22 protein-coding genes are annotated in these 26,488 nt (G+C 47.2%); 14 read left to right on the forward strand and 8 right to left on the reverse strand.

Annotation, left to right across the window (positions count from 1 at the left end; translation table 11 throughout):
* Positions 1-133 precede the first annotated feature (133 nt).
* Both OCV37_RS18915 and norR read left to right on the forward strand, forming a co-directional pair.
* Positions 134-343: a cold-shock protein gene (locus OCV37_RS18915; protein ID WP_027694422.1), complete on the forward strand. Its 210-nt coding sequence runs from the start codon at positions 134-136 to the stop codon at positions 341-343.
* A gap of 237 nt (positions 344-580) precedes the next feature.
* A complete protein-coding gene (gene norR, locus OCV37_RS18920; RefSeq protein WP_038177821.1) occupies positions 581-2,185 on the forward strand; it encodes a nitric oxide reductase transcriptional regulator NorR in 1,605 nt (534 codons plus the stop codon).
* Positions 2,186-2,188: 3 nt separating this feature from the next.
* Here the strand turns inward: norR and OCV37_RS18925 are convergent, their stop codons facing one another.
* Positions 2,189-3,070, reverse strand: a complete 882-nt coding sequence (locus OCV37_RS18925) for a mechanosensitive ion channel family protein (RefSeq protein ID WP_051680204.1) — start codon at positions 3,068-3,070, stop codon at positions 2,189-2,191.
* Between the two features lie 281 nt (positions 3,071-3,351).
* Positions 3,352-4,584 carry a peptidase T gene (gene pepT, locus OCV37_RS18930; RefSeq protein WP_038177992.1) on the reverse strand — a complete coding sequence of 411 codons (1,233 nt, stop codon included), beginning with the start codon at positions 4,582-4,584 and terminating at the stop codon, positions 3,352-3,354.
* 578 nt (positions 4,585-5,162) lie between these two features.
* On the opposite strand from pepT, the gene OCV37_RS18935 reads away from it, so the two are divergent.
* Positions 5,163-5,825, forward strand: coding sequence for a DsbA family oxidoreductase (locus tag OCV37_RS18935; protein ID WP_084717372.1), 663 nt, complete (start codon positions 5,163-5,165; stop codon positions 5,823-5,825).
* 30 nt (positions 5,826-5,855) lie between these two features.
* Here the strand turns inward: OCV37_RS18935 and OCV37_RS18940 are convergent, their stop codons facing one another.
* The 3 genes from OCV37_RS18940 to OCV37_RS18950 all read right to left on the reverse strand — a co-directional run bounded on the left by OCV37_RS18940 (position 5,856) and on the right by OCV37_RS18950 (position 9,527).
* The gene (locus OCV37_RS18940; RefSeq protein ID WP_038177820.1) at positions 5,856-7,067 is read right to left on the reverse strand and encodes an amino acid aminotransferase; all 1,212 of its coding nucleotides are present in this window, start codon (positions 7,065-7,067) and stop codon (positions 5,856-5,858) included.
* Between the two features lie 140 nt (positions 7,068-7,207).
* Complete coding sequence (locus OCV37_RS18945) at positions 7,208-7,408, reverse strand: chromosome partitioning protein ParA (protein WP_038177819.1); 201 nt, start codon at positions 7,406-7,408, stop codon at positions 7,208-7,210.
* Between the two features lie 205 nt (positions 7,409-7,613).
* Positions 7,614-9,527 carry a methyl-accepting chemotaxis protein gene (locus OCV37_RS18950; RefSeq protein ID WP_038177817.1) on the reverse strand — a complete coding sequence of 638 codons (1,914 nt, stop codon included), beginning with the start codon at positions 9,525-9,527 and terminating at the stop codon, positions 7,614-7,616.
* Between the two features lie 450 nt (positions 9,528-9,977).
* Here OCV37_RS18950 and OCV37_RS18955 point away from each other — a divergent pair, with 450 nt between their 5' ends.
* The 7 genes from OCV37_RS18955 (at position 9,978) to OCV37_RS18985 (ending at position 17,597) form a co-directional block, all read left to right on the forward strand.
* The gene (locus OCV37_RS18955; protein ID WP_038177816.1) at positions 9,978-10,937 is read left to right on the forward strand and encodes an AAA family ATPase; all 960 of its coding nucleotides are present in this window, start codon (positions 9,978-9,980) and stop codon (positions 10,935-10,937) included.
* Between the two features lie 39 nt (positions 10,938-10,976).
* On the forward strand, positions 10,977-11,924 hold the full coding sequence (locus OCV37_RS18960) for a DUF58 domain-containing protein (RefSeq protein ID WP_038177815.1): 948 nt from the start codon (positions 10,977-10,979) through the stop codon (positions 11,922-11,924).
* On the forward strand, positions 11,925-12,401 hold the full coding sequence (locus OCV37_RS18965) for a DUF4381 domain-containing protein (RefSeq protein WP_038177814.1): 477 nt from the start codon (positions 11,925-11,927) through the stop codon (positions 12,399-12,401).
* A gap of 3 nt (positions 12,402-12,404) precedes the next feature.
* A complete protein-coding gene (locus OCV37_RS18970) occupies positions 12,405-13,373 on the forward strand; it encodes a vWA domain-containing protein (RefSeq protein WP_038177812.1) in 969 nt (322 codons plus the stop codon).
* A complete protein-coding gene (locus OCV37_RS18975) occupies positions 13,366-15,210 on the forward strand; it encodes a vWA domain-containing protein (RefSeq protein WP_038177811.1) in 1,845 nt (614 codons plus the stop codon). The genes OCV37_RS18970 and OCV37_RS18975 overlap by 8 nt, the downstream gene beginning before the upstream one ends.
* Positions 15,204-16,856 (forward strand): BatD family protein, encoded by a 1,653-nt coding sequence (locus OCV37_RS18980; RefSeq protein ID WP_038177810.1) that lies wholly within the window; start codon positions 15,204-15,206, stop codon positions 16,854-16,856. The genes OCV37_RS18975 and OCV37_RS18980 overlap by 7 nt, the downstream gene beginning before the upstream one ends.
* A 249-nt stretch (positions 16,857-17,105) precedes the next feature.
* On the forward strand, positions 17,106-17,597 hold the full coding sequence (locus tag OCV37_RS18985; RefSeq protein WP_038177808.1) for a L,D-transpeptidase family protein: 492 nt from the start codon (positions 17,106-17,108) through the stop codon (positions 17,595-17,597).
* A gap of 64 nt (positions 17,598-17,661) precedes the next feature.
* Here OCV37_RS18985 and OCV37_RS18990 read toward each other — a convergent pair whose 3' ends face one another.
* The 3 genes from OCV37_RS18990 to OCV37_RS19000 all read right to left on the reverse strand — a co-directional run bounded on the left by OCV37_RS18990 (position 17,662) and on the right by OCV37_RS19000 (position 23,050).
* The gene (locus OCV37_RS18990) at positions 17,662-20,739 is read right to left on the reverse strand and encodes a beta-galactosidase (RefSeq protein WP_038177807.1); all 3,078 of its coding nucleotides are present in this window, start codon (positions 20,737-20,739) and stop codon (positions 17,662-17,664) included.
* 90 nt (positions 20,740-20,829) lie between these two features.
* Positions 20,830-22,215 (reverse strand): melibiose:sodium transporter MelB, encoded by a 1,386-nt coding sequence (gene melB, locus OCV37_RS18995; protein WP_051680202.1) that lies wholly within the window; start codon positions 22,213-22,215, stop codon positions 20,830-20,832.
* 361 nt (positions 22,216-22,576) lie between these two features.
* Complete coding sequence (locus tag OCV37_RS19000; protein WP_038177805.1) at positions 22,577-23,050, reverse strand: Lrp/AsnC family transcriptional regulator; 474 nt, start codon at positions 23,048-23,050, stop codon at positions 22,577-22,579.
* Between the two features lie 189 nt (positions 23,051-23,239).
* Between OCV37_RS19000 and OCV37_RS19005 the strand changes: the two genes are divergently transcribed.
* The 4 genes from OCV37_RS19005 to OCV37_RS19020 are packed head-to-tail and all read left to right on the forward strand — an operon-like array spanning position 23,240 to position 26,479.
* Positions 23,240-23,584 carry a Dabb family protein gene (locus OCV37_RS19005; protein ID WP_038177804.1) on the forward strand — a complete coding sequence of 115 codons (345 nt, stop codon included), beginning with the start codon at positions 23,240-23,242 and terminating at the stop codon, positions 23,582-23,584.
* Positions 23,585-23,612: 28 nt separating this feature from the next.
* Positions 23,613-24,035: a DUF2000 domain-containing protein gene (locus OCV37_RS19010; protein WP_038177802.1), complete on the forward strand. Its 423-nt coding sequence runs from the start codon at positions 23,613-23,615 to the stop codon at positions 24,033-24,035.
* A gap of 60 nt (positions 24,036-24,095) precedes the next feature.
* Complete coding sequence (locus OCV37_RS19015) at positions 24,096-25,505, forward strand: phenylacetate--CoA ligase family protein (RefSeq protein ID WP_038177801.1); 1,410 nt, start codon at positions 24,096-24,098, stop codon at positions 25,503-25,505.
* Positions 25,505-26,479 (forward strand): branched-chain amino acid transaminase, encoded by a 975-nt coding sequence (locus OCV37_RS19020; protein ID WP_038177799.1) that lies wholly within the window; start codon positions 25,505-25,507, stop codon positions 26,477-26,479. The genes OCV37_RS19015 and OCV37_RS19020 overlap by 1 nt, the downstream gene beginning before the upstream one ends.
* Positions 26,480-26,488: the final 9 nt, after the last annotated feature.

A 26,488-nucleotide genomic window follows, 5' to 3' on the forward strand; every position in this document is an offset into this window, starting at 1 on the left:
GTTCTTTGTTTACCATAACGTCTTGTTGGATTTTGTAACTCCCCGGTCGTTCTGTACGCAATAGCAATCTACTTTTCCACGCTAGAATGGCCGGTATCGGCTTAGTTTTACTTTGATTTACCAGGAATATATTATGTCTAACACAGTGACTGGCACTGTAAAGTGGTTCAACGAAACTAAAGGTTTTGGTTTCATCCAACAAGAAAATGGTCCCGATGTTTTTGCTCACTTCAGCGCTATCCAAGGTGACGGTTTCCGTACCCTAGCTGAAGGTCAAACTGTTGAGTTTGTGATTTCGCAAGGACAGAAAGGCCCTCAAGCTGAAAACATCAAAGTCCTATAATTAAATATATAGGCAAGAATCTTTAAAAATAGCCAGCGTTGTATGCTGGCTAATTTTTTGTCTCCAGCTTTTAGTTTCAACAACAGTCCGACTCTATCTCGCGATGAGATTTTCATGCAGTGCCGTCTCTGTTAATGTCTTCGCTGTTCATATCCCATTCACTCACAGTTCACAGGGCTCGCACTTCTCATCGACTTGTTTCGTGATTAGAATGGACAACAAAACAGCCTTCATCTTATGCAAAATTTTTCGATCACAACCCTGTCAACGCTCGCTGAAATGACCATAGATCTTGCCAGTGGTCTCAATGATGAAAATCGGTTTAACCGTCTGTTGGAAACCATTCGCAAAATCATTCCCTGTGATTGTGTTGCCCTGATGTCCCGCCAAGGAGATACTCTGATTCCCTTGGCCATGCAAGGCTTAACCAAAGATACTTTCGGACGGCGCTTTATTATCGAAGAACACCCGCGTTTTCAGAAAATCTGTAGTGCCCGCAAGGCGGTCCGGTTTGATGCCGATTGTACACTTCCCGATCCGTTTGATGGATTACTACTCCACCACGACGGGGATGTCCCGATTCACTCTTGCATGGGATTACCGCTGATTTTTGATGAGAAGTTACTTGGGGTACTCACTTTAGACAGTTTGAAAACCGGGGTATTTACTCATATCCCGGCACGCCATTTGGAAGTGCTTTCAGCGATTGCCGCGTCAACTCTGAAAATGGCGCTGACCTTTTCCCAATTAGAAACGCAAGCCCGCCAGACTCAACAACGGTTGCAAGAACTAAATGAAGAAGGCTGGGAAAGAGACCGCAGTGATATCATCGGCACCAGTCGTGTAATGCAGTCAATGCATGATGAAATAGACGTTGTTGCTTCATCCGATTTTAATATCCTGATTTTTGGTGAAACCGGTGTCGGTAAAGAGCTGGTTGCCAGACGAATCCACCATCTATCCCCCAGAAAACGGCAGCCGCTGGTCTATGTTAACTGTGCCGCAATCCCAGAAAATCTCATTGAAAGTGAATTGTTCGGTCACATCAAAGGCGCTTTTACCGGTGCAGACAGAAACAGGCTCGGTAAGTTTGCACTGGCCCATGAAGGCACGCTCTTTCTTGATGAAATCGGAGAACTTCCGCTGGCAGCTCAAAGCAAGCTACTCAGAGCACTACAAAATAATGAGATTCAGCCCGTTGGTCAGGATCGTGTTCAGCATATTGATGTCCGGGTACTTGCAGCAACAAACCGCGATTTAAAACAAGAAGTTGAAGCCGGTCGTTTTCGGGCAGATTTATATCATCGCCTGAGTGTTTACCCGATACACGTTCCGCCACTACGAGACCGAACAGGTGATGTCAGTCTACTGGCAGGATACTTTCTTGAACAGGCCAGAAGAAAACTCGGTATGACTCATCTGAAACTGGCGCAAGATGTTCTCGATTATTTGATTCAGTACAACTGGCCGGGAAATGTCCGCGAAATGGAGCATGTAATCAATCGGGCCGCTCTCAAAGCCAAAGCCAGTCAACCGCAACAAGCACTGATCACCATTACATTAACAGATGTGGGCGTTTTAGAAAGCTTACCCATCCATACCTGTACGCCGGAGACACAAGACAATACCGAAGCAACACCAGCCTCACCTATCTCGATCAATGTCGGACTCAGACAAGCAACCGATGATTTTCAGCGACAACTGGTGAAAGATGCATTAATTCAGTCCGATTATAACTGGTCTCAGGCAGGAAGATTACTCCAGACTGACCGGGCCAATCTGACCCGGTTAGCAAAGCGCTTAGGCATTCAGGTGAAGAAAACGCATAAACTGGAAATGTAGATTCTAGCTAATATCCACCGCATGATGTGGTGGCTGAGGTCGTTCAGCGCGATTGGAGAAGTATTCATCATAGACGGCCATAAAGTCAGCCCGGATCAACTGCTCAAGTTCATGAGCACGCTCTGTCGGACAGAAAATCATCACATGGACTTTCTGTTCGCCAGTCCCGGTACTGCTAATGTGAATCACCGGATCAGCCCCCGGCAAATCCACCCCGGCATGTTTCTCAATCATCAGATTGTAACGGCGTGCAACTTCAATAAAATGCTCAAAATGGACTTCGATTCGCTTCCGGAATAGAGGCAGTACCGTATATAAGTTCACAAAGTCACGCACCACGATTTCAAAATTATGAAAGACATAGCGCTTCATAAAGTTCAGGTTTTTTACCGGATAGGTAAAAAACATGCTATTTGGTAGTGTTGCCGTTTTCCCGGTGTAATGGTAGAGGCCACCGCCTAAGTCAATCTCTTGAATCACGGTTGCCATCATATTGTGTTCAATGACTTCACCACATAACGAACCGACTTCAATCCAGTCACCAATACGAAAAGAGCGAGAACTTGCCCGTTGGATCGAACCAGTAAAACACAGAATGATCTCTTTTGATGCCACAACAATCGCAACCGCAATTGCAGTCACTGACAAGGCAAACTCATTGATTTCTTCTTTCCATAAGAAAAAACCGATAATCAACAGCGTGGCAAACGTACCGTTTTTGGTCTGAGACATCCACTTACGCTGTTTTTCGGTAATAAATGCACCATCGCCCCGAATCAAGGCAAGCGCACTGCGGCGAATCAGTAAAATAAAACTGATAATAATAATACTAAACAGTAGCTTATGGGATAACAGATAATCCAGCACGTTGTTTACATAGTCCATGCATCTCTCTCACAACCAAATATCACAAAAACAGAATTGATTCTCTGTTTGCGTATCCCCAATCATCAGTCAGCTTTCAACTGAGTTGAATTTGAAGCAATCCACGTAACCTGTGCAGATTGCTCACTCTTCACGATGATTCGGATAGATATAATGACTGCAAGTTTATCCGAGTTTTTTCATAATGTAGAGCAATAAACCCCAAACAACTGACACACTTCAAAAGCCGAAGGCATGCCAAAGAGTCAGTAAATCATTATGATATCGTACGTTAAGGCCCATCATCCACGATAAGCCAGTGCCGTTTTCTCCGCGATTTTCACAATAACTTTTACCGCTTGTTCCATCCCCTCAATGGTGACAAATTCATGGATTCCGTGAAAATTATAACCGCCGGTAAACAGATTCGGACAAGGTAACCCTTTGAAAGAAAGCTGCGCACCATCCGTCCCACCCCGAATCGGCTTGATTTGCGGCTCAATCCCCAAATCGATCATCGCACCTTTGGCGATCTCAATAATGTGAGGATTGGATGCGATCACTTGCTTCATATTGGCATAACCATCTGTAATCTCGAGCTCGACTCGCCCCCGGTGTAATTGATGGTTAAGGGTCTCCACCCGGTCTTTCACCTGTGCTTTTCTGCGTGCGAGCCCCTGTTGGTCAAAATCGCGCAACAGATAAGTCAACTCACTACGGGCAATGCCCATATTCGCTGAAGATAAATGATAAAAACCTTCATACCCTTCGGTATTCTCCGGTGTCTCATCCCCGGGCATCATCATCTGAAATTGCGCTGCAATATTCATGGCATTGACCAGTTTGCCTTTTGCAGTTCCGGTATGAACGGAGACACCATAACAAGTGACATGCGCCGTTGCTGCATTAAAATTCTCATATTCCAGATCGCCAACGGGTCCGCCATCAACGGTATATGCCCACTGAGCGCCGAACTTTTCGACATCAAACAGATCCGCTCCCCGGCCAATTTCTTCATCGGGCGTAAAGGCAATACAAATCTCGCCGTGAGGAATATCCGGATGCTCCAACAACACCTTCATAGCGGTGACGATCTCAGCGACACCAGCCTTATCATCAGCACCCAGCAGCGTGTTTCCATCGGTGGTGATTAAATTGTATCCATGCAGTTGGTGTAATTCTTGATACTGAATCGGAGACAGAACTTCATCGCCTCGCCCCAACGCAATATCGCCCCCCTGATAGTTTTCAACAATCTGAGGCACCACTTTTTTACCTGAAGCATCCGGCGACGTGTCCAGATGCGCAATAAATCCGATTGATGGGATTTCACCGTCAATATTTGCCGGCAGTTTGGCCATCACATAGCCATGAGAATCCAGTGTCACCTCACTGAGACCCAGAGCTTGCAATTCCTCATATATTGCCTGCGCCAATTTTTTCTGCCCGGACGTACTGGGACAGCGATTCCGGTATGGGTTGGATTGTGTATCAAATGATACATAATGCAGAAAGCGATCTATCAGACTTTCCATAACATAACTCTCACTGGTTAAAGAACGAACACCCCACAGTGTTGTCATCAAATACGGCGACTTTCATACTAGGGCGCTCCGTCAAGCAAGATGTTGTTGTAAATCAGTTTTTACGCATTCAATCTCATCAATATCATTAATACCCGACCTGACTCAAACTCTCGGTTCAATTGGCATGGTGGCTGGCGTCAAAATATGATTAAAAATTATTCATGAATAACAGTATGTTAGATAAAAAACACAAATATTCGGCCCGTAAATTTGCCGAATTCACAATCGTCAACTAAAGTTAAAGGTACTCAAAGTTCCCTTCACTTAACACATATAAACGCGCCATTTATGCCTCTTGTTGCTTATCGCCCGAGAGGCATTTTTCTTTAGTCTTTTTGTGATCTCTTCTGCCGGGAACAAACCGATTACTCATGCTCAATCATTTAAAAAATTACATTATGATCACTTTTTTGCATCATTTTCATATCATCTTGTTAAGTCGATGACTCGATTTGAATGCAGAACCATCGGTATACTAATGCTTATCCCGGCAAGAAAAGCCATCGGTAGGATTGTGGAGAGTCTCAATGAAGAAGCTGCGTATCGATATTTTATCGGATCTTGTCTGTCCTTGGTGCTTCATTGGTTATACACGATTGGAGAAGGTTCTCGGACAACTCAGTGTGGATAAACAGCTGCAGCCTGAAATCCACTGGCATCCTTTCGAACTCAACCCAACCTTGCCTGCGGGTGGTGAAGTGCTCAATCAGTATCTACAGACAAAGTACCAGATGACCGCAAAACAGCGGCAGTTGAACCAGCAAAAAATCACTGCGCTTGGCAATGAGGTGGGGATTGATTTTCAATTTACCGCAGACATGCGCATCTACAATACACGCAAAGCTCACCAGTTACTGATGTGGGCTGCACGTAGTCAGCAACAGACACCGTTACAGAAAGCACTCTTCTTGGCATATTTTCAGGAAGGGAAAGTGATGGATGATACCGACACCTTACTCGATATTGCAGTTGCTCAAGGGTTAGATCGCAGAGATTGTCGGCAGGTACTCACGGATCCGGGATGGTCATCCGCAGTGGTTCAGACTGAAAAACAGTGGTTAGAAGCCGGTATTCAGGCTGTCCCGGCCATGATTATCGAGCAGCATATCTTGCTGTGTGGTGCCCGGCCGATGACCGAGCTCCACGACACTCTCGACGGATTATTAGATACGCTTCCGTCACTTCACTGAGCGTTAATGCATTGAGGGTAAAGCGCCATCTTACCTGTCATGATTCACGGGAACAGCAGCAAATGCCTGTGCGACCTGCTCCAGGTTATGTTCATTCAATCCAGCCACACACATCCGCCCACTATCAATCAGATAGATGCCATGTTGCTGCCGTAATGTGTGCACACTCTCGACCGAGAAACCGGTATAACTGAACATCCCTTTTTGCTGAATCAGAAAATCAAAATCCCGCGCCGGACACAATGTCTGTAAACGCTGATGTAATTGCTGACGCATCGCTGAGATTCGTTCACGCATTGCACTTACTTCAGCGAGCCATTGAGAGTTTAACTCCGGATTATTGAGTACCCGCGACACCAAGACCGCACCGTGTTTTGCCGGGCTTGAATAGTTACGCCGAACCGTAGCTTTTAGTTGTCCCAGAACATTGACCGCTTCGTGCTCGTCGTGACAAACAACCGATAAACCACCCACTCGCTCGCCATACAGAGAAAATATCTTTGAAAACGAGTTACTGACAAAAAATGAAACCGATGTCCGCTCAGCCAATGCTCTGATGACATAAGCATCCTGATCGGTATCTTCACCAAACCCCTGATAGGCCATGTCAAAAAATGGAATCAACTGACGCGCTTCAAGAATGTCGATCACCTGATCCCATTGTTCCGGCGTTAAGTCAACACCGGTCGGGTTATGGCAGCAGGGATGTAACAGGACAATATCTTTTGCTGGCAACTGTGATAACGCCTGAATCATCCCGTTAAAATCCAACATCCGCGTTGCAGGATCAAAATACGGGTAACTGCCGACGGCAAAACCTGCGCCTTCAAAAATGGCATTATGATTTTCCCATGTCGGTGCGCTCACCCACACTTTTGACTCAGGAAAATAATGATGTAAGAAGTCTGCGCCAATCATCAGTGCGCCGGATCCACCCAATGTCTGAATAGTGGCCACTCTCTTTTGATGAATGACCGGATGTTGTGCACCAAACACCAAGGTTTGGACAGCCTGACGATAATCGGCAAGCCCTTCCATCGGTAAATAGATACAAGGTTCTTTCTCGGCGGCAAACCACGCTTGTTCTGCCAGACGAACGCTCGGTAGCGTCGGGATCAGACCGGCTTCATCATAATAAAGACCAATACTCAAGTTCACTTTGTCAGGACGGCTGTCCGCCATAAACGCTTCCATAAGGGACAAAATTGGATCCCCTGCATACGGGGTAATATGATGAAACACGTAACTTCTCCTGTATTGGCAATCAAACGGACAGCCAGACTTGATGTTCTGTACTGTCCGTATTTTTTAATGATGTTGATTCTCTTTGATTGATGATGAAACCGATTGAACCATCTGTTTCATCAACGGGTTGCGCTCATCTAATGAACCGGCACACCCGCATCCGCGGCATACTGACCGAAATAGGCTTCTAATACTTCCGGGGTCAGCTCCCCTCTGGCTTCTAATTCTTTCAGCTTTGCCACAATGGCTTTCTGTTCATCCAGAGAAGGAAGTTTGGTTTCTTCCTGACCTCCCTCCTGTTCCGCCAATGCAGCGAGTTCTTGTTCAAAATCGTTCATACATCACCTCTGTTGATTGTCTTAACAGGCTAACTTTTGCGAGTGTACACTGCTCTCGATAAATGCTCCAGCGACAGACCGATAGGATTCACACCGCACGATCCGACACACTGAATAATCGCACCATGCTCGCGTTGGCGGTTGCACTGACTGAACCGTTTCAACCGCCCTTGCCTGTCCTGTTAATATTGAATTCCGGCAACCATTAGAGTCTGAAACCACCGACTAAATGATCCAAACGTTCAGAAAGAGTTTTCAGCTCGCGACTGGCTCCTGCCAGCTCCTCTGCGGTCGTCGTTGTCAGTTCGTTGATCGCATTAATTTCTTCAATATTCTGGTTGATACTCTGAACCGCGACTGATTGCTCTTCCGTAGCGGTAGCTACCTGAGTATTCCTGTCGGAGATTTCGTAAATGCGTTCTGAGATTTGACGTAATTGGTCGACCGTATTTTCAGCAGCGGTGACCCCTTCCTGAGAGCGCGTTTGTCCGGCCGTCATTGCCTGCACAGCATGGCTCGAATCGTTTCTCAACTGAGTCATCATGGTTTGAATCTGTTCCGTTGAAGCCGCTGTCCGACCGGCCAGATTACGCACCTCTTCAGCGACAACCGCGAATCCTCGTCCCTGCTCTCCGGCACGTGCAGCCTCAATCGCAGCATTCAACGCCAGTAAGTTAGTCTGATCAGAAATCTCATGAATAACCGTCAGAATCGAGCCAATCTCCTCCGTTGTTGCCGCCAGTTTCTCAACGACCTGAGCTGAATTCTGCATATCTTCAGCCAAACGATGGATGGCATCTTTGGCCTGATTCACAACGGCCAGACCGGCATTACTGCTGACCGAAGCATCATTCGCAGTTGAAGCCGCGACAGCAGCATTGGATGCGATTTCACTGATCGTCGCTCCCATTTCATTCATCGCCGTCACCACTTGAATGGTCTGATCCCGCTGGCTCTGACTGTTATCGTGAGTCAGATGGGCTTTCTCTGCGACCACCTGAGATTCATGTGACAAACTCCGGCTGGTTGATGCCACTTCCTGCATGGACTGATGGATTTTCTCGATAAAATCATTAAAGCCGACGGACAGTTGAGTAATTTCATCATTGCCGACAATCTCAATACGCTGAGAGAGATCGCCATCGCCTTTCCCTAGCGCTGTAAAGCGTGCAGCGATCTGGCGAATAGGCCGGGTAATGCTATTTGCCAGCAAAACACTCATGAAAATAAAGAGTGCCGCAATCACGGCAGTGCTAATCATCATATTTCTGGCTGCATGATTCATTTCTGCATACACTTCGCTGACCGGCACAGAAGCCACAACATACCAGTCCATTGATGCAATATATTCACTGGCCACGAACACCTTTTTGCCTTGATACTGTGCGGTGATGAGATGAAAACCGGTTTTATCCAGTAACGAAGCAGCCTCAGAACCATATAAATCCATAAGTGATTTCGCAGATTGCGCTTTGTCAGGATGAATTTTTACGGCACCTTTGGCATCGGTTAAAAACACAAAACCCGAGTCTTCGATCCGAAACCCATTCAACCGGCGAACCATTTCATCCATTGACTTTGACATCCCGGATAACGTCCCGCTCTCCACCGACTGATAATTGGCAAACATTTTCACATCACCATTCGGCTCTTGAAAAATACTGACCATCGTTGGTTTTCCGGAGGCTACAAACTGATAAAACCATTGATCTTGTTGACGGTTGAGCTGACGTAAGAAACCATTCTGGTTCCAGTAATACGCTGTTTTGCGATTCGCAACAGAGGCATCATTGAGATGATATTGTTGTTTAAGATTGTTCAATTGCTGGATCAATACTTTTTCTGACTGTGGGTCAATATTAGTCGTATCAATCGCAGCTTTAATAAATTCATTGTTTGCTAACTGTTCAGCAGCTAACAATAACTCCGAAACATCCCGGTCAATTTGATGGCGGATCCCATCTAAAAACGCGGGTAATTCAATATCCACTAAACGATGTTCCAAAACGTCTCTGGACTGATACTGAGCTATTCCGCCGACGATCATCGTAGATGCGAGCACAGCAAATGCCATACTCCATATCACTTTTTTCTTAATACTCACTGCATTGAAAAACATAACTTACTGCCTTCATTATTCTCACGGCTGCCCGCTGCCACTTAGAATGGGTGTACAAACACCCGCCACTAGGTTGATACAATGATTGCCAAACATTGCCAGCACATTGCAAGGGCCGAGGGTCTATTCATCATTCAGACTTTGAGGTTGAAATTATCAGCAACATACGGTGCAATACGACCTCAGAGCACATCGATTCTGGCTGAGATTGTGTGGTGCGGCGTTCGCCCCGACAAATATCAGCCAAGTAGTATACTTCATCGCCGAAGCAATAGTGAATGGCAACGTAATACTTTTATCATTTGCTTTCAGTCACGATTCAGAAATAACGAAACTGAGGCCATCCATCGGTAAAAGTGAACTTTTCTGAATTTTGTTAAACTAATCGAAAAGTCGTTGAACCATCACAATAAATTTTTATCAATCCCAAGAATTGGAGCAATACGGGTCATGCAATCAGCAACCGCTTTTCAACAGTTACAACACTACTTAAACAGTCAGGTTATTGGTCAGGAAGCACTGGTGAGGCAGGTGTTGGTCGCTTTGCTGGCCGATGGACATATTTTGGTCGAAGGCCCACCGGGACTGGCGAAAACAAGAGCGATCAAATCACTGGCGGATAGTATCGAAGGCTCTTTTCACCGTGTTCAGTTCACTCCGGATCTGCTGCCGGCCGACTTAACCGGGACCGATATCTTTCGCCCGGAAACGGGAGAGTTTCAGTTTCAGCCCGGTCCCGTGTTTCACTCACTGCTGTTAGCCGATGAAATTAACCGGGCGCCGGCCAAGGTACAAGCAGCGATGCTTGAAGCGATGGCAGAGCGTCAGGTAACTGCGGGCCGGAAAACCTACGCGCTCCCCAAACTGTTTTTGGTGATGGCGACCCAAAACCCGATAGAACAAGAAGGCACCTACCCGCTACCCGAAGCGCAGCTAGACCGCTTTTTACTGCATCTCCATGTCGATTATCCCGATGCTGAAAGTGAACTGTCGATTCTGCGTCTCAACCGCGGTGAAGCACAAGGCGTCAAACCCCAGCAACCGAATAAACTGTCTCAGGAAGCAATTTTCAGTGCCCGACAAGCGGTGCTGGACATTCATATGGCAGAAAGTATCGAGCAATATATCGTCCGTCTGGTCATGGCAACACGACAGCCTGAAAAGTATGACGATAAACTCAAACAGTGGCTTGAAATGGGTGTCAGTCCCCGGGCAACTATCGCGCTGGATCGCTGTGCCCGCGCAAGTGCCTGGCTTGCCGGACGTGATTTCGTCAGCCCTGAAGATGTCCAAAGCATGGCTTTCCCGGTACTACGACACCGTCTGCTGCTGAGCTATCAGGCGCAAGCGGAAGGTATTCATCCGAATCAGATTATCAACCATATTCTGTCTCTGGTTGGCAGTGCCTGATGGCACCAAGACATCATGATTCAGCAGAAACGATGAGGGATGGGGATGGAACTGCCAGCTTATAGTAATGGCGTCACATTATGCTTAGAAGAGTTACTGGTTTATAAACAGCACTGTGCCGCTTGGCTGCCACCCGCCAGAAGCCTGTGGTCAACCATGTCAGGACAATATCAAAGCCGTCAGTTGGGCCGCGGCATGGATTTTTCTGAAGTGCGCCGCTACCAGCCCGGTGATGATATCCGCACCATTGACTGGCGGGTGACCGCACGAACCGGAAAGACGCACACCAAGCTTTTCAGTGAAGAACGAGAAAAGCCGGTGATTCTCTACATTGATTTGAGCGCAACCATGCACATGGGATCACGTTTACTGCTGAAGTCTGTTCAAGCAGGTCATATGGCAGCGCTTCTGGCATGGATGTCTCTCGCCCAGAAAGATCGGTGTGGTGCCTTGATTGATTTGGGACATCGCTTGATCGATATTAAACCCAAGAGTCATCAACCCAGTGTACTGGCACTGCTGCAGAAAATTATCGACAGTCACGAAGAACAATTACAGTTCCGTCAAACTCAGATCTCAAGCAACAATGCCGGAGAAACCGTTGCTTCGATGTCAGATAGCCTGACCGCCTTGAACCGCTTATCGCCTAAAGGCAGTGAAGTCATCATGATCAGTGATTACACCCGTTATCACGATGACCTCAAACCGCAATTTAATCAGCTTCGTCGACATAATCAGGTGCGATTGATCCATATTTATGATCCGCTCGAACAAGGTGATACTGAGTTTCGTGGTATTGAATTCGTCGCTGATCAACAACAAAGCCGGTGGCTTAATTTTTCAGCAAAGCAGACCCGGGCAGGAATCAGAAAAGCCTTTGAATCTCAGAAAGATAGGCTAGAATTACTCAGTCGGTCTTTAGGAATTCCCTATACCCGGCTTTCAAGTGATTCACCTTTGCTGAAACAACTATCCGGAAGTAATTAAATGGCACAATCGATCTCAGATTTACTTGACCTTCAGCCCCTGCACCTACCGGACGCCCCTTCATGGTGGCCGCTTGCCTGGGGCTGGCTGAGCCTCATCGGATGCGTGAGTGTGATGATCCTGCTGATCACTTGGCTCATTCTTTGGAAACGGAAACGAATTGCTCCGAAAAAAGTCGCGCTACGCTTACTGCAACCTTCACATGGTTCTGTGACACCATCCGACGCGATGGAATTGGTCAGACAAGCGTGTCTGAGTTACTTCCCTCGTCAGGAAATCGCCCATTTAACCGGACATGACTGGTATGCCTTTTTAGATGAGCAAATCAGTAAGCCCTTGTTTATTCCCAATGAATCCCTGTGGCAAAAGGTGCTGTATCAAAAATTAAAATCAGAACCATCCCAACAACATCTGATTGATGATTGTCTGACTTGGGTACAGGAAGCCTTGCCGCCAAAGAGAAGAAGAAGGAGATAATCTTTGGCACATATTGAATTCATCTGGTGGTGGATGTTCTTGCTCTTACCACTACCCTTGCTGGTCATCAAATTACTGCCACCGCATCGACAACCGGCTGCGATTCAGCTCACTTATCTCCCGACAGACGGCAGCCTGACCAAACCCAGCCACTGGTTGAGCCAATTGATAGCCGCTGTGATTTGGGTAGCGTTAATCGTTGCCTGTGCGCGTCCGGCTTGGTTTGGTGACCCGATTACCGTTCAGCCCAAGCACCGGGATCTGATGCTGGTCGTCGATTTGTCCTATTCGATGAGCCAGAAAGATATGCAAAACGGGGACGAGTTTATCGATCGTCTTACCGCAGTGAAACAAGTACTCGATCAGTTTATTGAAAAGCGTCAGGGAGATCGGCTGGGGCTGGTTCTCTTTGCCGATCATGCCTATCTGCAAACCCCGCTGACTTTTGACCGGGAAACCGTCCGCAGACAGTTGAATCAGACCGTGTTGAAACTCATCGGTACGGAAACCGCGATTGGAGAAGGTATCGGGCTGGCAACCAAAACCTTTATTGACGGACAGGCACCGCAAAGAGTGATGATTCTGCTCAGTGACGGTACCAATACCGCCGGGGTTCTCGATCCGATCGAAGCGGCACAGATCGCGAAAAAATATCATGCGGTTATCTACACCGTCGGGATTGGCGCCGGTGAAATGGTTGTCAAAGATTTTGTGTTTACACGTAAGGTCAATACCGCTCGTGATTTGGATGAGAAAACCCTCAAACAGATAGCACAAATCACCGGAGGAAAGTATTTCCGAGCCCGCAACAGTCAGGATCTGGAAAATATCTACACAACCATTAATCAGCTCGAACCGGTTCAACAAGCCAGTCAGACCTGGCGTCCCCAGAGTGAATGGTTCATTTATCCGCTGGTATTGGCCTTAGTCCTTTCATTTGTTTTGGTGATCGTCAGGAGAAATCATGTCTGATTTTGTATTTCTCAATCCGGTCTGGTTGATCGGACTCCTTCCTGTCGCCCTGCTGCTTGCATGGCTGGCCCTGCGCAAAAAACAGCAATCCCTGATTGCGCCACACATTGCGCAGGCTCTCGGGATGTATCATGAAGCAACCGCCACATATAAACTGATACTCTTGGCGCTGTGTTGGACGATAGCGATCGTGGCTCTTTCCGGCCCGAGCTTTGATCGTCAGCTCCGCCCGACCTATAGTCCTACCGCCGCCCGGGTACTCGTGATGGATATGTCCCGCTCGATGTACGCCACCGATAATCAGCCCAGCCGCCTGATCCAAGCCCGCTATAAAGCGGTTGATCTGCTCAACCACTGGAAAGAAGGCGTTACCGGGCTGGTGGCTTATGCAGGCGATGCCTACACCATCAGTCCGATGACGACCGACACCGCGACCATTCGTAATCTGCTTCCCAATCTGACGCCGGAGATCATGCCGTATCAAGGTGCCGATGCGGCTCGCGGTGTCAAACAAGCGATTCAGATGATGAAGGATGCCGGACTCGCTCAGGGGGCGATCATTTTAATCACTGACGAATTAGATACCCATGAGCGTCAAGAGATAACCGACTTGCTGTCCGGTACGCGCTGGCAGTTGGCAATATTAGGGATGGGCTCACGAGCCGGTGCACCGATTCCAACCGAAAATGGCGCGTTGCTCAAAACCACACAAGGTCAAACCGTCATTGCCAAAGCCAATTTCGACGACATGAAATCATTAGCGCAATCGCTACACGGTACCTTTATTTCGGTGCAGCTTAATAATCAGGATGTTGATACCTTGGTCAGTGCGACGCAAATCAATACAGCCAAACATCAGATCTCCGGTAAACAACAAGTCTCCAATCGAATTAACCAAGGGTATTGGCTGATTCCGTTGTTGCTGATTCCGGCCTTGATACTGTTCCGTAAAGGGTTAATTTTTGGTTGTGTCCTCTGCGTGCTCTCAACCGGGATGATGCCCCGGGTACAGGCGTCACCGTGGCTCAATCACAATCAAGAAGCCAAACGTCTTTTCGATGCCAAAGATTATCAGCAATCAGCCAAACAGTTTTCTGATCCGGACTGGAAGGCAGCGGCCTATTATCGCTCCGGAGATTATCAGCAGGCAATTGAGGCCCTCTCATCGATCAAGTCTCCGACACCCCGACAGCAATATAATCTGGCCAATGCATACGCCAAGCATGGCGATCTGCAGCAGGCGATTGACCTTTATCAGCAGGTGCTGGCACAAGACCCGGACAATCAGGATGCCCGGCATAACCTCGATGTAGTGAAAAAAGCGCAACAGCAACAGCAACAGCAACAGCAACAGCAACAAAAAAATAGCAATGATGCGGCGCAAAACCAATCGCCATCTTCGCGCCAACAGCAGAAACAGCAGCGGCAGTCTCAACAGGGACAGTCGCCCAAAGGACAGTCACAGACAAACAAGTCACAACAAGCGCCACGTAATTCGTCGCAGCAAAACAGCCAAAGCCAAAGCCAAAGCCAAAGCCAAAGCCAAAGCCAGCAATCAGAACAAACTCAGGCCCGGCGTCAACCCAAAGATACGCAGTCTCAGGATGATAAAGCACCAAAAAATGAGTCCGTGAAACGATCTCAGCTACACAACAGCTCAGAGAATCAACCGGGTCAGACATCTTCTGCTCAAGCACAGAAACGGCCCGCAGATCCTGAATTCCGTAAATTGGAACAGGTTGAAAATGCCAGAGATCCCAGCCGTCTGCTACGGGCAGAACTGATGCTGCAGGCTGAACAGAAAGAACCACCAGAGGACAATCACAAATCATGGTAAACAGACCCCGGCACTCGCTTCAAAGTATATTCTGGATCCTGTTGATCGGTCTGATGGTCAGCCTGAATACTCAGGCAGCTACCTATGCGACGGTCAGCAAGAATAAGGTCACCCGGAATGAATTATTTCAACTCCAGATCATCACGGATCAAAAAGCGTCCGGCGACGATGTCAACTTCGACAAACTCACCCCCGATTTTTTTGTCAACCGGCCAAGTTTTGGGACATCCACCAACATTATCAACGGTGAACGTAGCGTCCGGAGTGAGTGGGATGTCTCGATTGCTGCGACGCGTACCGGGATCGTCACAATCCCCAGTTTTGAAGTCAACGGTGAGAAGACTCAGCCGATAGCGATTCAGGTTGTCCAAGACTCGACGTTACCGAATGATGATGATTTGATAGAAATTCATTCCACCCTCGATAAAAAAACCCTCTACCCGGATGAAAGTACCTTACTGCATGTCAAAATGATGGTGAAAGTCAATCCCCGTCGCCTTCAGGACACCAAAATCACCCCACCGTCGGTGGAAGGGATGGATTTAGCTGCCGCCAGTGACTCAGAACAACACCGTGAGATTATCAATGGTTTGTCAGTCACCGTCGTCCAGCAGACATTCCGGGTCACCGCCCAAAAGCCCGGGCGCTTTATCGTAACTGAACCTCAGTTTCGCAGTACCTTGCTCTACAGTGGCATGAATGGTGAAACCAAAGTGCTGACGCTCAGCACGACTGCCAAACAATTCCCAATTCAGGTCATGGCAAAGCCGAAAGATTATCAGGGCGTCTGGCTCCCGACCGCCAGCTTATCCCTCACACAACGCTGGACCGATAGCCAAGGGAAACCGATCTCCGGTAGCAGCGCCACCCTCAAAGTGGGAGATTCAATTACCCGGACGCTTGAACTGAAGATCAAAGGCGTCAGTCAGGAAAAAATCCCCGATCTGTCAATCAATTACCCGGATAGTGTGCGCGTTTATCAGGAGAAGCCGCAATACAAAATGCTGGATAATGATGAGATTGTCATGACACTCAAACAAGTGCTGATCCCCAATCAATCCGGCCAGATTCAATTACCGGGTCTCTCTCTCAACTGGTGGGACACCTTAAAACACCGACAACGTCGGGCAATGCTCACGGGCTTGACACTCAATGTTGCTAAAGGCGCACCGGTCGATACCGTGGTGTCTCTGCCACAGACACCGACAAAAGCACCGGAACCGCCTCAGGAGATTCAGGTCAGAGATCCGGGAATCTGGCCCTATCTCACCGCTCTGTTTGCCTTGCTCTGGATTGTGACTACCGGTTGCTGGCTCTATTATATTTGGCAGACCAAACGCGCGGCACCTGCTGTTGACACACCGGATTCCCCCACGGAAACCAAGCCGTTGTCCTTGCAAGAAGCATTAAAACAGCAAGATGGGATTCGCATTCAGCACTTGGTACAAGAACAAATCGCTGCACTGGGATTGTCTGCGGAAGAAAGAGCGCCGATCGAAAATGAAGTAAGCAAACTACAGGCATCGATCTACTCGTCCCGACAAGAAGCCTACGATCCGAAACCCCTGCTGCGTTTGTTAGCTGCAGCGGAAAAACAGCAGAAGAAAGACCGTAAAAAACAACCGAAAACCCTACCGGATCTGTAAATCGACCGGTTGAATCATTCAGGGCGATCGCCGCATGATGCGGCAATCGCCCTGCCACTCTCACCCACACTGATTACGTGCTGCCATCAACCTGTGACCGGCAGCGGTCAATGACATGGTGTGACTTCCGCCAGCTCACTTTCCGGTGTATAACTTGCTTCTGTATAGCGATGATGAGCATCATTTGCCTGATTACCGGGCTCGCCGATAACTTTTCACCTCACGATCAATAAGGGATTCAGGCTATCTATGCGGACAACATTCCTCCCCCTTGTACTACTGATGTTTATTGCCGCTCTGAGTTTTTCCGTGGCTGCGCAAGTTGACCAAGTGCTCGTTGATAAATCTAAACGCCGTATCTATTTACTCGATCAAGGACAGGCGATCAAAACGTATCGCATTGCCCTCGGCAAGTTTCCCCAAGGGCCAAAACATCAGGAAGGTGATCAGCGAACGCCGGAAGGTGACTATATTCTCGATGCGATTAATCTTCATTCCAACTTTTACAAAGCGTTTCACATTAGTTATCCGTCAGCCAAAGACATTGCCTATGCGCAGCAACACGGCTTAAACCCCGGTGGTGATATTCATATTCATGGGTTGAAAAATGGCTATCAACGTCATCCGGAGTTTATTCAGAGTTTTGACTGGACCAATGGTTGTATTGCTTTAACCAATGAAGAGATGGATGAATTTATCCGTCTGGTGCCGGTTGGCACCCCGATTCATATAACTTGGTAATAAATGAATCAGCTTACTGAACCTCGCCCTGAGCGTGAGTCAGCAAGCCGATGTATCAACCCAATCATTCACGAGTTGGTGTCAACACCACATGATAACGATAATGCGGCGCATCTAACAGGAACTCAGGGTGAACACTTGGTGTCCACGAATCATCCCCCCCGATCCCCATATGAAAACCATCCACCTGCAAATAAACCACATCATCAGCAACCAGTTCATGGGTATGTTTCGCAGTTTCAAGCATCGTTTGTGTATAGCGACTGACACTGAAATGAAATGCCCCTTGCACCGTGATATCCCCTAACATGAGTTTACGGGTATCGCAACGCAAACCGTTATCCGTCGGGAAAATATAAGGCGTATGCATTTCACTCACTGTCGCATCGTACAGTCCGAACCGTGCAGACAGACACCGGTCAGGATAGTTTTCGTGCGGTCCGCGACCAAACCATGTCACGCGATCCGTTAACGGTAGCGCACAAGAGAACCCGACCCGTGGCAGAGACGGTAATGTTGCACATCGGTGTACATCGATATCAATCCGCATTTCGCCTTGTCGATTCACCGTATAACACCAGTGTGTCCGCAACACCTGTTCAGTGGCCGACGTATAATCAAACTGCGTCCTGATCGTGACCGCCTCAGCCCCGGATTCAACGGTCATACTGACGCACCGCCCTACCAGACGATCCAGACCGGCTTGTTTCCAGCGCGCCATCCAGCTGTTCGGGTCAGGCCGGTCGACTTCACTGGTACCGATATCATTATCAAGTGGCGCGCGATAGAAGTTATCTCTCAGCGGTGCCGCTAAACACTGATGTCCCTGTTGCTCCCAATGTGTGAGATAACCGCTGCCCCGATGAAACGTCCATTGCTGGTCTGCCACAGAGACCATCACCTGCGCTTCGGACTCCGACACACAAATCTCTGCCGGAGTCGGCAGATTTTCCGGGGACAACACTGGATAAGCATCCTTCAACTCAAACTGTGCCTGTGCAACCGTATGACAGGCCGGCGCCCAGAGTGTCTGTCCGGCTAACAGTAAGTCAACATTCAAATGATACGTTTTCTCCGGCTGATACAGACGCTGGTCAAGAGGCAACTCGATGGTGTGCTGTGATTCAGGTGCCATCACAACGGTGTGCTCCCCTGCCGAGATGGCGATGCCATCTTCCAGCACTGTCCAGCAACAAATCAGCGTTTCTTCGGCAAATAAATGCTCACTGGCCAGAGTCAACTGATGCTGACCATCAAATTCAATACCGTAGAACTGCTGAGCCCGTTTCGCTTCCAGTAAGGTCGGATGAACCGTGCGATCCGGCCAGATTAAGCCATTAATGCAAAACTGACGGTCATTGATTTCATCGCCGAAATCCCCGCCATAGGCCCAGTAATGCTGGCCGTGCTCGTCCCATTTTGAGATGCCCTGATCCACCCAGTCCCAGATGAATCCGCCCTGTAACCTTGGGTACTGACGAAATGCCTGCCAATACTTGGCAAAACTCCCGAGACTGTTCCCCATTGCATGGGCATATTCACACAGAATCAACGGCCGCTGTTCTCTGGGGCGACCAATCCAGTCTTTAATCGCATATTTCGGATTGGTACCATCCTGATGCTGATCAACCCGGGCATACATCGGACAGATAATATCTGTCGCTGCACTATCCGCACCACCCCCTTCATACTGAACCGGACGCGACGGATCACGCTGTTTGGTCCATTGGTACATCGCATGATGGTTCAGACCGATCCCGGATTCATTCCCCAGCGACCAGATAATCACCGACGGATGATTTTTATCCCGTTCAACCAGGCCAATCATGCGCTGCATGTAAGCCTGATTCCACTGCGGGTCCTCGGACAAACGACACATCGGAAACTGACCGTGCGTCTCGATATTCGCTTCATCCACCACATACAAACCATACTGATCACAGAGTTCATACCAGCGTGGATGGTTGGGGTAATGCGAGGTGCGCACCGCATTAAAGTTGTGCTGTTTCATCAGCAGAATATCTTTGACCATGGTCGCTTCATCGACATAATGGCCGGTTTCAGGATGATGTTCATGCCGATTCACACCACGAATCAACAGCGCTTTGCCATTGACTTTGAGTAAGCCATCCTCAATGGCAACCGTGCGGAACCCGATGGAGAAGGCCTCACATTCAATGAGCTGTCCCTGTCCATCGAAAAGACTCACCACGCAGCGATATAAATACGGGGTTTGCTCATTCCAGTGATGGGGGCGAGAGACCGTCAGATGATGTTCCACCTGATCGGCCCAGCCGCCTTTCTCATCGACAGCATGTTGATTAGTCGTACAACAGGTTTCTCCCTGCATCGCAACAGGCTGACCGATGGCATCAAACAGCATCACCTGAACACGGTGAGCCGTTGTTTGCTGACTTAACTTGGTTGTGACACGAAGTGTTCCGTCCTGATAAAGCGCATCCAGCTCCGGACGGATAAACACGTCGTTGATCGCAATGGTCGGTTTGTGGTAGAGATAGACATCGCGAAAAATACCGCTCAGCCACCACATATCCTGATCTTCTAAATAAGAGCCGTCAGACCAGCGCATCACCATCACAACAAGCCGATTGTTTCCCGCTTGAATATGCTTGGTTAAATCAAACTCTGCCGGTAACCGACTGTCTTGCGCATAACCCACCCATTGTCCGTTACACCAGACATGAAACGCGGAATTCACCCCTTCAAATAAAATGCGGGTTTGCTCTCCGATGAGCGGTTCCACTGAAAAATCACAGGCATAACACCCGGTCGGATTCTGTTCAGGAACCGCTGGGGCATGATCGGGAAACGGATATTTCACATTGGTATAGATTGGGTGATCAAATCCCTGCATCTGCCAGTTACCGGGAACTTCAATCGGTTGCCATGCCGATAAGTCCGTTCCCGGATCAATAACCGCTACGTCGACCATCTCAGGGGCAGAATAGAATTTGAATGCCCATGCGCCATTCAGAGAATGACGGCGGCTCGCTATCCCCTGACGGGCCTCTTCAATGTGACGATAGCTGTGTAGCGGGACGTGGGCTGGCAAAGTATGCATCCGGACAACGCCCGGATTCTGCCAGTCACGACTGGCGATAATATCTTGAAAAGTGCGCATGAATACCTCGTTATCAGGCAGGCGGGTCACCCCGTCCTGCCTGTCTTTTTTCTCATCAATGCAGTTGTTTTTTGATCTGGCTGAACCTGATTATGCGGTTGTTTCTTTGGCCGGATTTAAACAATAGGTCTCGAAATCCTCAGGCTGGAACCCTTCATGCAGTCGATACGAACGTCGATAAATCAACGCACTTACAAACATCAGGATAATTGGAATGCCAATCATTAATGCCTGAAGGCCCAGAATTGTCTCTTCGGATTGCTGGATATTCGGTACATAACCAATCACTGACAGTCCAATCCCGACGATAAAAGCACCGGCAGCACTGGCAAATTTTACCAACATCGTCTGGACAGAAAAAATGACACTCTCGCTGCGTCGGCCCGTAATATATTCACCATAATCGACCACGTCGGCTAGCATCACGGTTTGCAAACCATTGGTGATCCCCACACCGAATTTAATCGCCGCACCAGACAAACCAATTAAATACACATTGCCCGGGTCGACAACCCCCATTACCACTAATAACAGGCACGACAAGATCGGGAACATACAAGCGATAACCCACAGATGTTTACGAGGTAATAATGCCGCCAGCCGCGGGAAGAGGAAGATCCCAGCGACTTCCGCAGCACCGGCAACCATCATATACACCGGAAACAGTTCTTTATCGCCGATGGCATAGGTAAAGTAGTAGATAGCGAAACCACCCACCAACATATTACCAATCTGAAACGCCAGCACGGTTGCGATTAATACTTTCAACTGATCATTACCGCCAATGATGCGGATGGCATCTTTCAGGCCGAACTTTTCGACGGTCTGCCCGGTGGCGACTACTTTTTCTTTGACATTCTTAAATGTAATCAACGCGCTGATGATAAATAAAACCGCAATGATGAGCGACAGTTCAAAAAAGCCCTGCCCCTGATCGTCTCCGCCCAGCTTTGTCACCATCCACAAGCCATAACTACCAACCACAAACCACGCAAAACTGGCAAAAAGTCGCGGCCAGACGACCAGCTTTTCCCGCTCCCGGCGAGAGCCGGAAATCGCAGGAATCATCGACCAGAACGGGATATCCATAATGGTGTAGGTCAGGCCCCATAAAATATATATCACCGCGGCATAAACATAAGCCGCAGTCCCTGCAAACATATGTGAACAAAATAATGCAACCAGTACGAATGCATTGACTGCCGAACCAATCAAAATCCACGGCCGAAATTTGCCATAACGAGAGCGCGTGTTGTCGACCACAATTCCCATCATCGGGTCGGTAATTGCATCAATCACCCGGGCAGCGAGAAAAACCATCCCGACATATGCGGCAGAGAGTTCCACAACGTCCGTAAAATAGAACATCAGAAATATATAGATAGGTGCACAGGCAAAATCTTTCCCTAATGCGCCCAGACCGTAGGATAATTTGGTTTTCAGCTCAATATGAGTCTCGTTATATTTGGTATTCATAGGGACGCTTTATCATTATTTTGTTGAACATGTTGCGTACTATATGAAGCGAATTGTCATAAAACTGTGATCATCACAAGATTTAGTGAAAACGTTTCCACAGATATAAAACTATCAGGAAGAGATCACATTATCCTTCGAAAATGCCCAAGGACAGTTGATAATATGGTCTCAGTGATGCGTTGCAGCAGACTGACGGAGGCAGATAATAGTCGATAATTGAAGCAGGAAAGAGAGATAAAAAGCAGCCGCTTACATATCTCTCATATTTTGATCATGATACCTCCGGACCATCATAAAATAGCAGTAATAAAACCATTAAAATGTAAACGATTTCATGAATAGTAAGGGGGAATTGACGTTATCCGCCGGATGCTCCGACAGGTAAAGAGACAAAGGGCTTGATTTCCTTTAAAACAAACATACTTTGCATCTCTTTAATTCCCGGTAAGCGCCGAATGACGGACATCGCAAATTCCGCATAAGAATCGAGGTCATGAGAGACCACCTGAATCAAGAAATCAGCATCGCCCCCAATACTGTAGCAAGCCACGACATTCTCAAGTGCTGTCACTTCTTGTTCAAATTTACGCGCTTCGGCTTCGCTATGGCTATCAATACTCACTCGGACGAATACCATGACCCCTAGACCGATCTTTTTTCGATCCAGAACAGCACGATATCCCTGAATAATTTCATCTTCTTCTAGCTTACGAACTTTGCGCCAGCAAGGAGATGATGACATGCCGATTTGATCGGCCAGCTCCTGATTCGTCATTCGTGCATCTTGCTGTAATAAGGTCAAAATATGAGTATCTGTCTTTGTCAGTGCCACTAAGGTTAAATCCTTTCGTTTTATTGCCATTTATAGGGCAATTCTGCCCTAAAAGCTTTTCCCCTAACGTGATATAGGTAACAAATTTCTATCGTTCTGATGCATAATGCTCAGCAACAACAACGTCAAAACATCATGGCTATTCACCATAATTAACGAAAGACAATCATTCACCAAGGATGGAATTTAATGATTCTACATGTTGTGCTATTTAATTTTAAAAAGAATTGGAGTTGGTCTTCGACAAATGCAATCGAGGCAGAACAAGCAACACGGAATCACCCTCGCTATATTGAGGAAATAAAAGGATGGATATGCGGAAGAAATATATCTCGCAGGGAAATTGCTGCCGACTTTATTGTTATTGGGATATTTAATAATACCGATGATTTAGAGAAATATATTGTTCATCCAAATCACAGGGAAGGTGTTGAAAAATGGAAAGCAATTGCCGAATGGAATATTGTCGATATTGATTTATCTACCGACTTCTCTCTAGCGACTGGCTATTTGAATTTATTACCTACCCTGTAAATACGATTTTAAAATAAGTGAGGAATTCATGGAATTTGATGCAAGCAAGCACAAATGTACCATTATTGTGGATCGGGATTTACATCCGGGTTTAGCAATTAATGCAGCAAGTGTAATTGGAATCAGTTTTGGTAAAACAGTCAATCATCTCGTTGGCCCGGATATGCAAAGTATGGATAGCGTCAATTATCCGGGGGTTATCTACGCGCCACTCCCGGTATTGCTCTCGACAGGAGAGCATATCCAAAACTTACTTGCCACGGCAGAACAAGACGATCAAATTTATACCATGCCTTTTAGTGCGTTGGCTCAGTCATGTAAAACATATGATGAATATGGTGAAAGAATATCATCAGTCACCAGTCAACATATTGAACTCGTAGCTATTGGTATGATTGGTCCGAAAAAAATCATTAATAAACTCACGGGTAATCTACCGCTATTTAAATAAGTAACCAGAAGCACAATAGTTTCCAATCACACATATAGAGAATTTATTAAGGATGATCTCATGTATGCGATTTTTAAAGATGAATTGGTAAAACAAGCAAAAGATATTTTCCAACAGCATAAGAAATTTGAAAATGGTGAATATTCTCAACAACAGCTGATTGATCATCAAGAAAAAAATCTTAAAGAAGTTCTGAAATATGTCATCAAAGGTTCTGGTTTTTATCAAGAACACTTATCAGGAATAACATTATCAGATATCGATAAATTTTCTCTTGCTGCGTTGAGCACCTTACCATTTACCACGAAGAATGATCTCCGTGAAAATAGAAGTTTTCTGGCTTCTGCGCCACTCGATAAAAGCTGGATATACTACGAAACAACCGGAACGACCGGCGCACCCACACCATGTCCCCGAAGTGAAATAGACTCGATTTATAATAATACGCCCCTGATTCTCCGCTACGGGCAAATTTTTCAACAGCATGGCGATAAACATATTGTTGGCGTTATGGGGCCAACCGAGTTGCACTCGACAGGTGATACATTTGAAGATGTCTTCCGCAGTTTAGGTCATAGTGTGGTCAAAATGTGGCCGCGCTCTCCGGTTGTCGGCATGAATCGCGCCATGGCTCTCATCAATGAGTTACAGATTACGGCACTCGTGTGTACGCCTGCCGTGGCTATCAATCTCGCCCGATACCTCAAGAAACATCATGTGTCGCCGACAGAAACTAGCGTGCGCGTCATTCTGACATTAGGCGAATTAACCACACCAGCTTTACTACGTAATATCGGCGAGACATGGGGAGCACAGGTATACAACTGTATGTACGCATCTCAGGAATCTTCTATTTTGGCTGTCTGTGACCGCGACCAATCCCTCTACACCGTCCCAATGAATAACTACTATGAATTAGTCGAACCGAACAGTGGTGAAGTGATTCCGGCTTCTGAAGCCGAAACCAGAGGTGAGTTGGTAATTACTCACTTATATCAGGGACAAAAACCTCTGATTCGCTATCGTACCGGTGATATGGTCAGAGCAACCCTGATGTCTGATGGTCGGCTGAAAATTGTTCCGATTGGTCGAGTTAGGGATACCCTAGTGTTAGGTGGCCGCAATTATTGTGCATGGGATATCGAGGCTGCTCTGTTAGAAAAGCTGACCGGTTGTTTAGACTACGCCATTCAGATTGATGAAAAAAACGGTGTCGATCACTTAAATATCATTGTTGAGTTAATCGAAGACGTCCCGCAACAAGCTGTGATGCTCGCACAAACTAAAGCGTATATGTCGGAAAAAATCAGACATGTTGAGATCGATATTCAGGTTGGTGAAACCACCAATATTACCAGTACATCTGCCATGGTCAGTTGGAAAGCAGCCAGACTACATGATTTAAGAGCGCAAGGTGATAACGCTGACCGTGACGCAGCTATTGCACTATTAGGGAGGGGATTTCAATAATGACCAATATCGTAACTGAAGTTGCCCCCCGTCAGCATCAATCAGCTATCCACCACCCATACATCTATCTGGATGGTGAATATCGACCTGCGGCAGAGGCTTCAATTCCAATTACAACCCAGGCATTCAATTATGGCACCGGCGTTTTTGAAGGAATTCGGGCTTATCTCTCCGAAGACAAGCGTGCTTTAAATGTATTTCAGTTAGATGCGCATATTGAACGGTTCATCAATTCTTCAAAACTCCTGTTAATTGATCAGTTGCCGTCTCATCAGGAGATGAAAGCCGTTATTCTCGAGCTACTGAGAAAAAATCAGGCCAATACAGATTGCTATATCCGCCCAATCGCTTTTAAAAAGAATCTCCTTCCTGGGCAAGGGTTCGGCGTCAAACTCTCCGGTGTCAGTTCAGGGCTTGCGATTAATAGTTTAAACATGCCATCGGTATCAGCACAAAAAAGCTTGCGCTGTACCATTTCAAACTGGAGAAGGGTTTCCGATAATTCGATTCCGGCACGCGCAAAAATTACGGGTAGCTATATCAATTCAGCACTCGCAATGGAGTCGGCGCACCGCGCTGGATATGATGATGCGATCATGCTCAATATTCACGGCAATATTGCAGAAGCCACCACGTCGAATGTCTTCTTAGTTAAGAAAAATAAACTCATTACTCCTGCGATTAATTCCCACATTCTTGAAGGAATTACCCGAAGCACGGTGATAGATTTAGCGACAGCAGAATTAGGTATTGAAGTTGAAGAGAGAGATATTTCACCCTCAGAACTCTTTGCCGCAAATGAGTGTTTCCTGACCGGAACCGGGATGGAAGTTTCCCCCGTACAGCAGATTGATCACTGTGACTTCAATAGTGCAGAACCACACAGTATTACCTCAGAAATTCAACGTTTGTATATCAAATCGGTTCGAGGACAACTGAGTCATTGTCAACACTGGTTAACGAGTGTGAATTGATGATTATCA

This window comes from Vibrio rhizosphaerae, from assembly GCF_024347095.1.
Taxonomy (GTDB): Bacteria; Pseudomonadota; Gammaproteobacteria; order Enterobacterales; family Vibrionaceae; genus Vibrio; species Vibrio rhizosphaerae.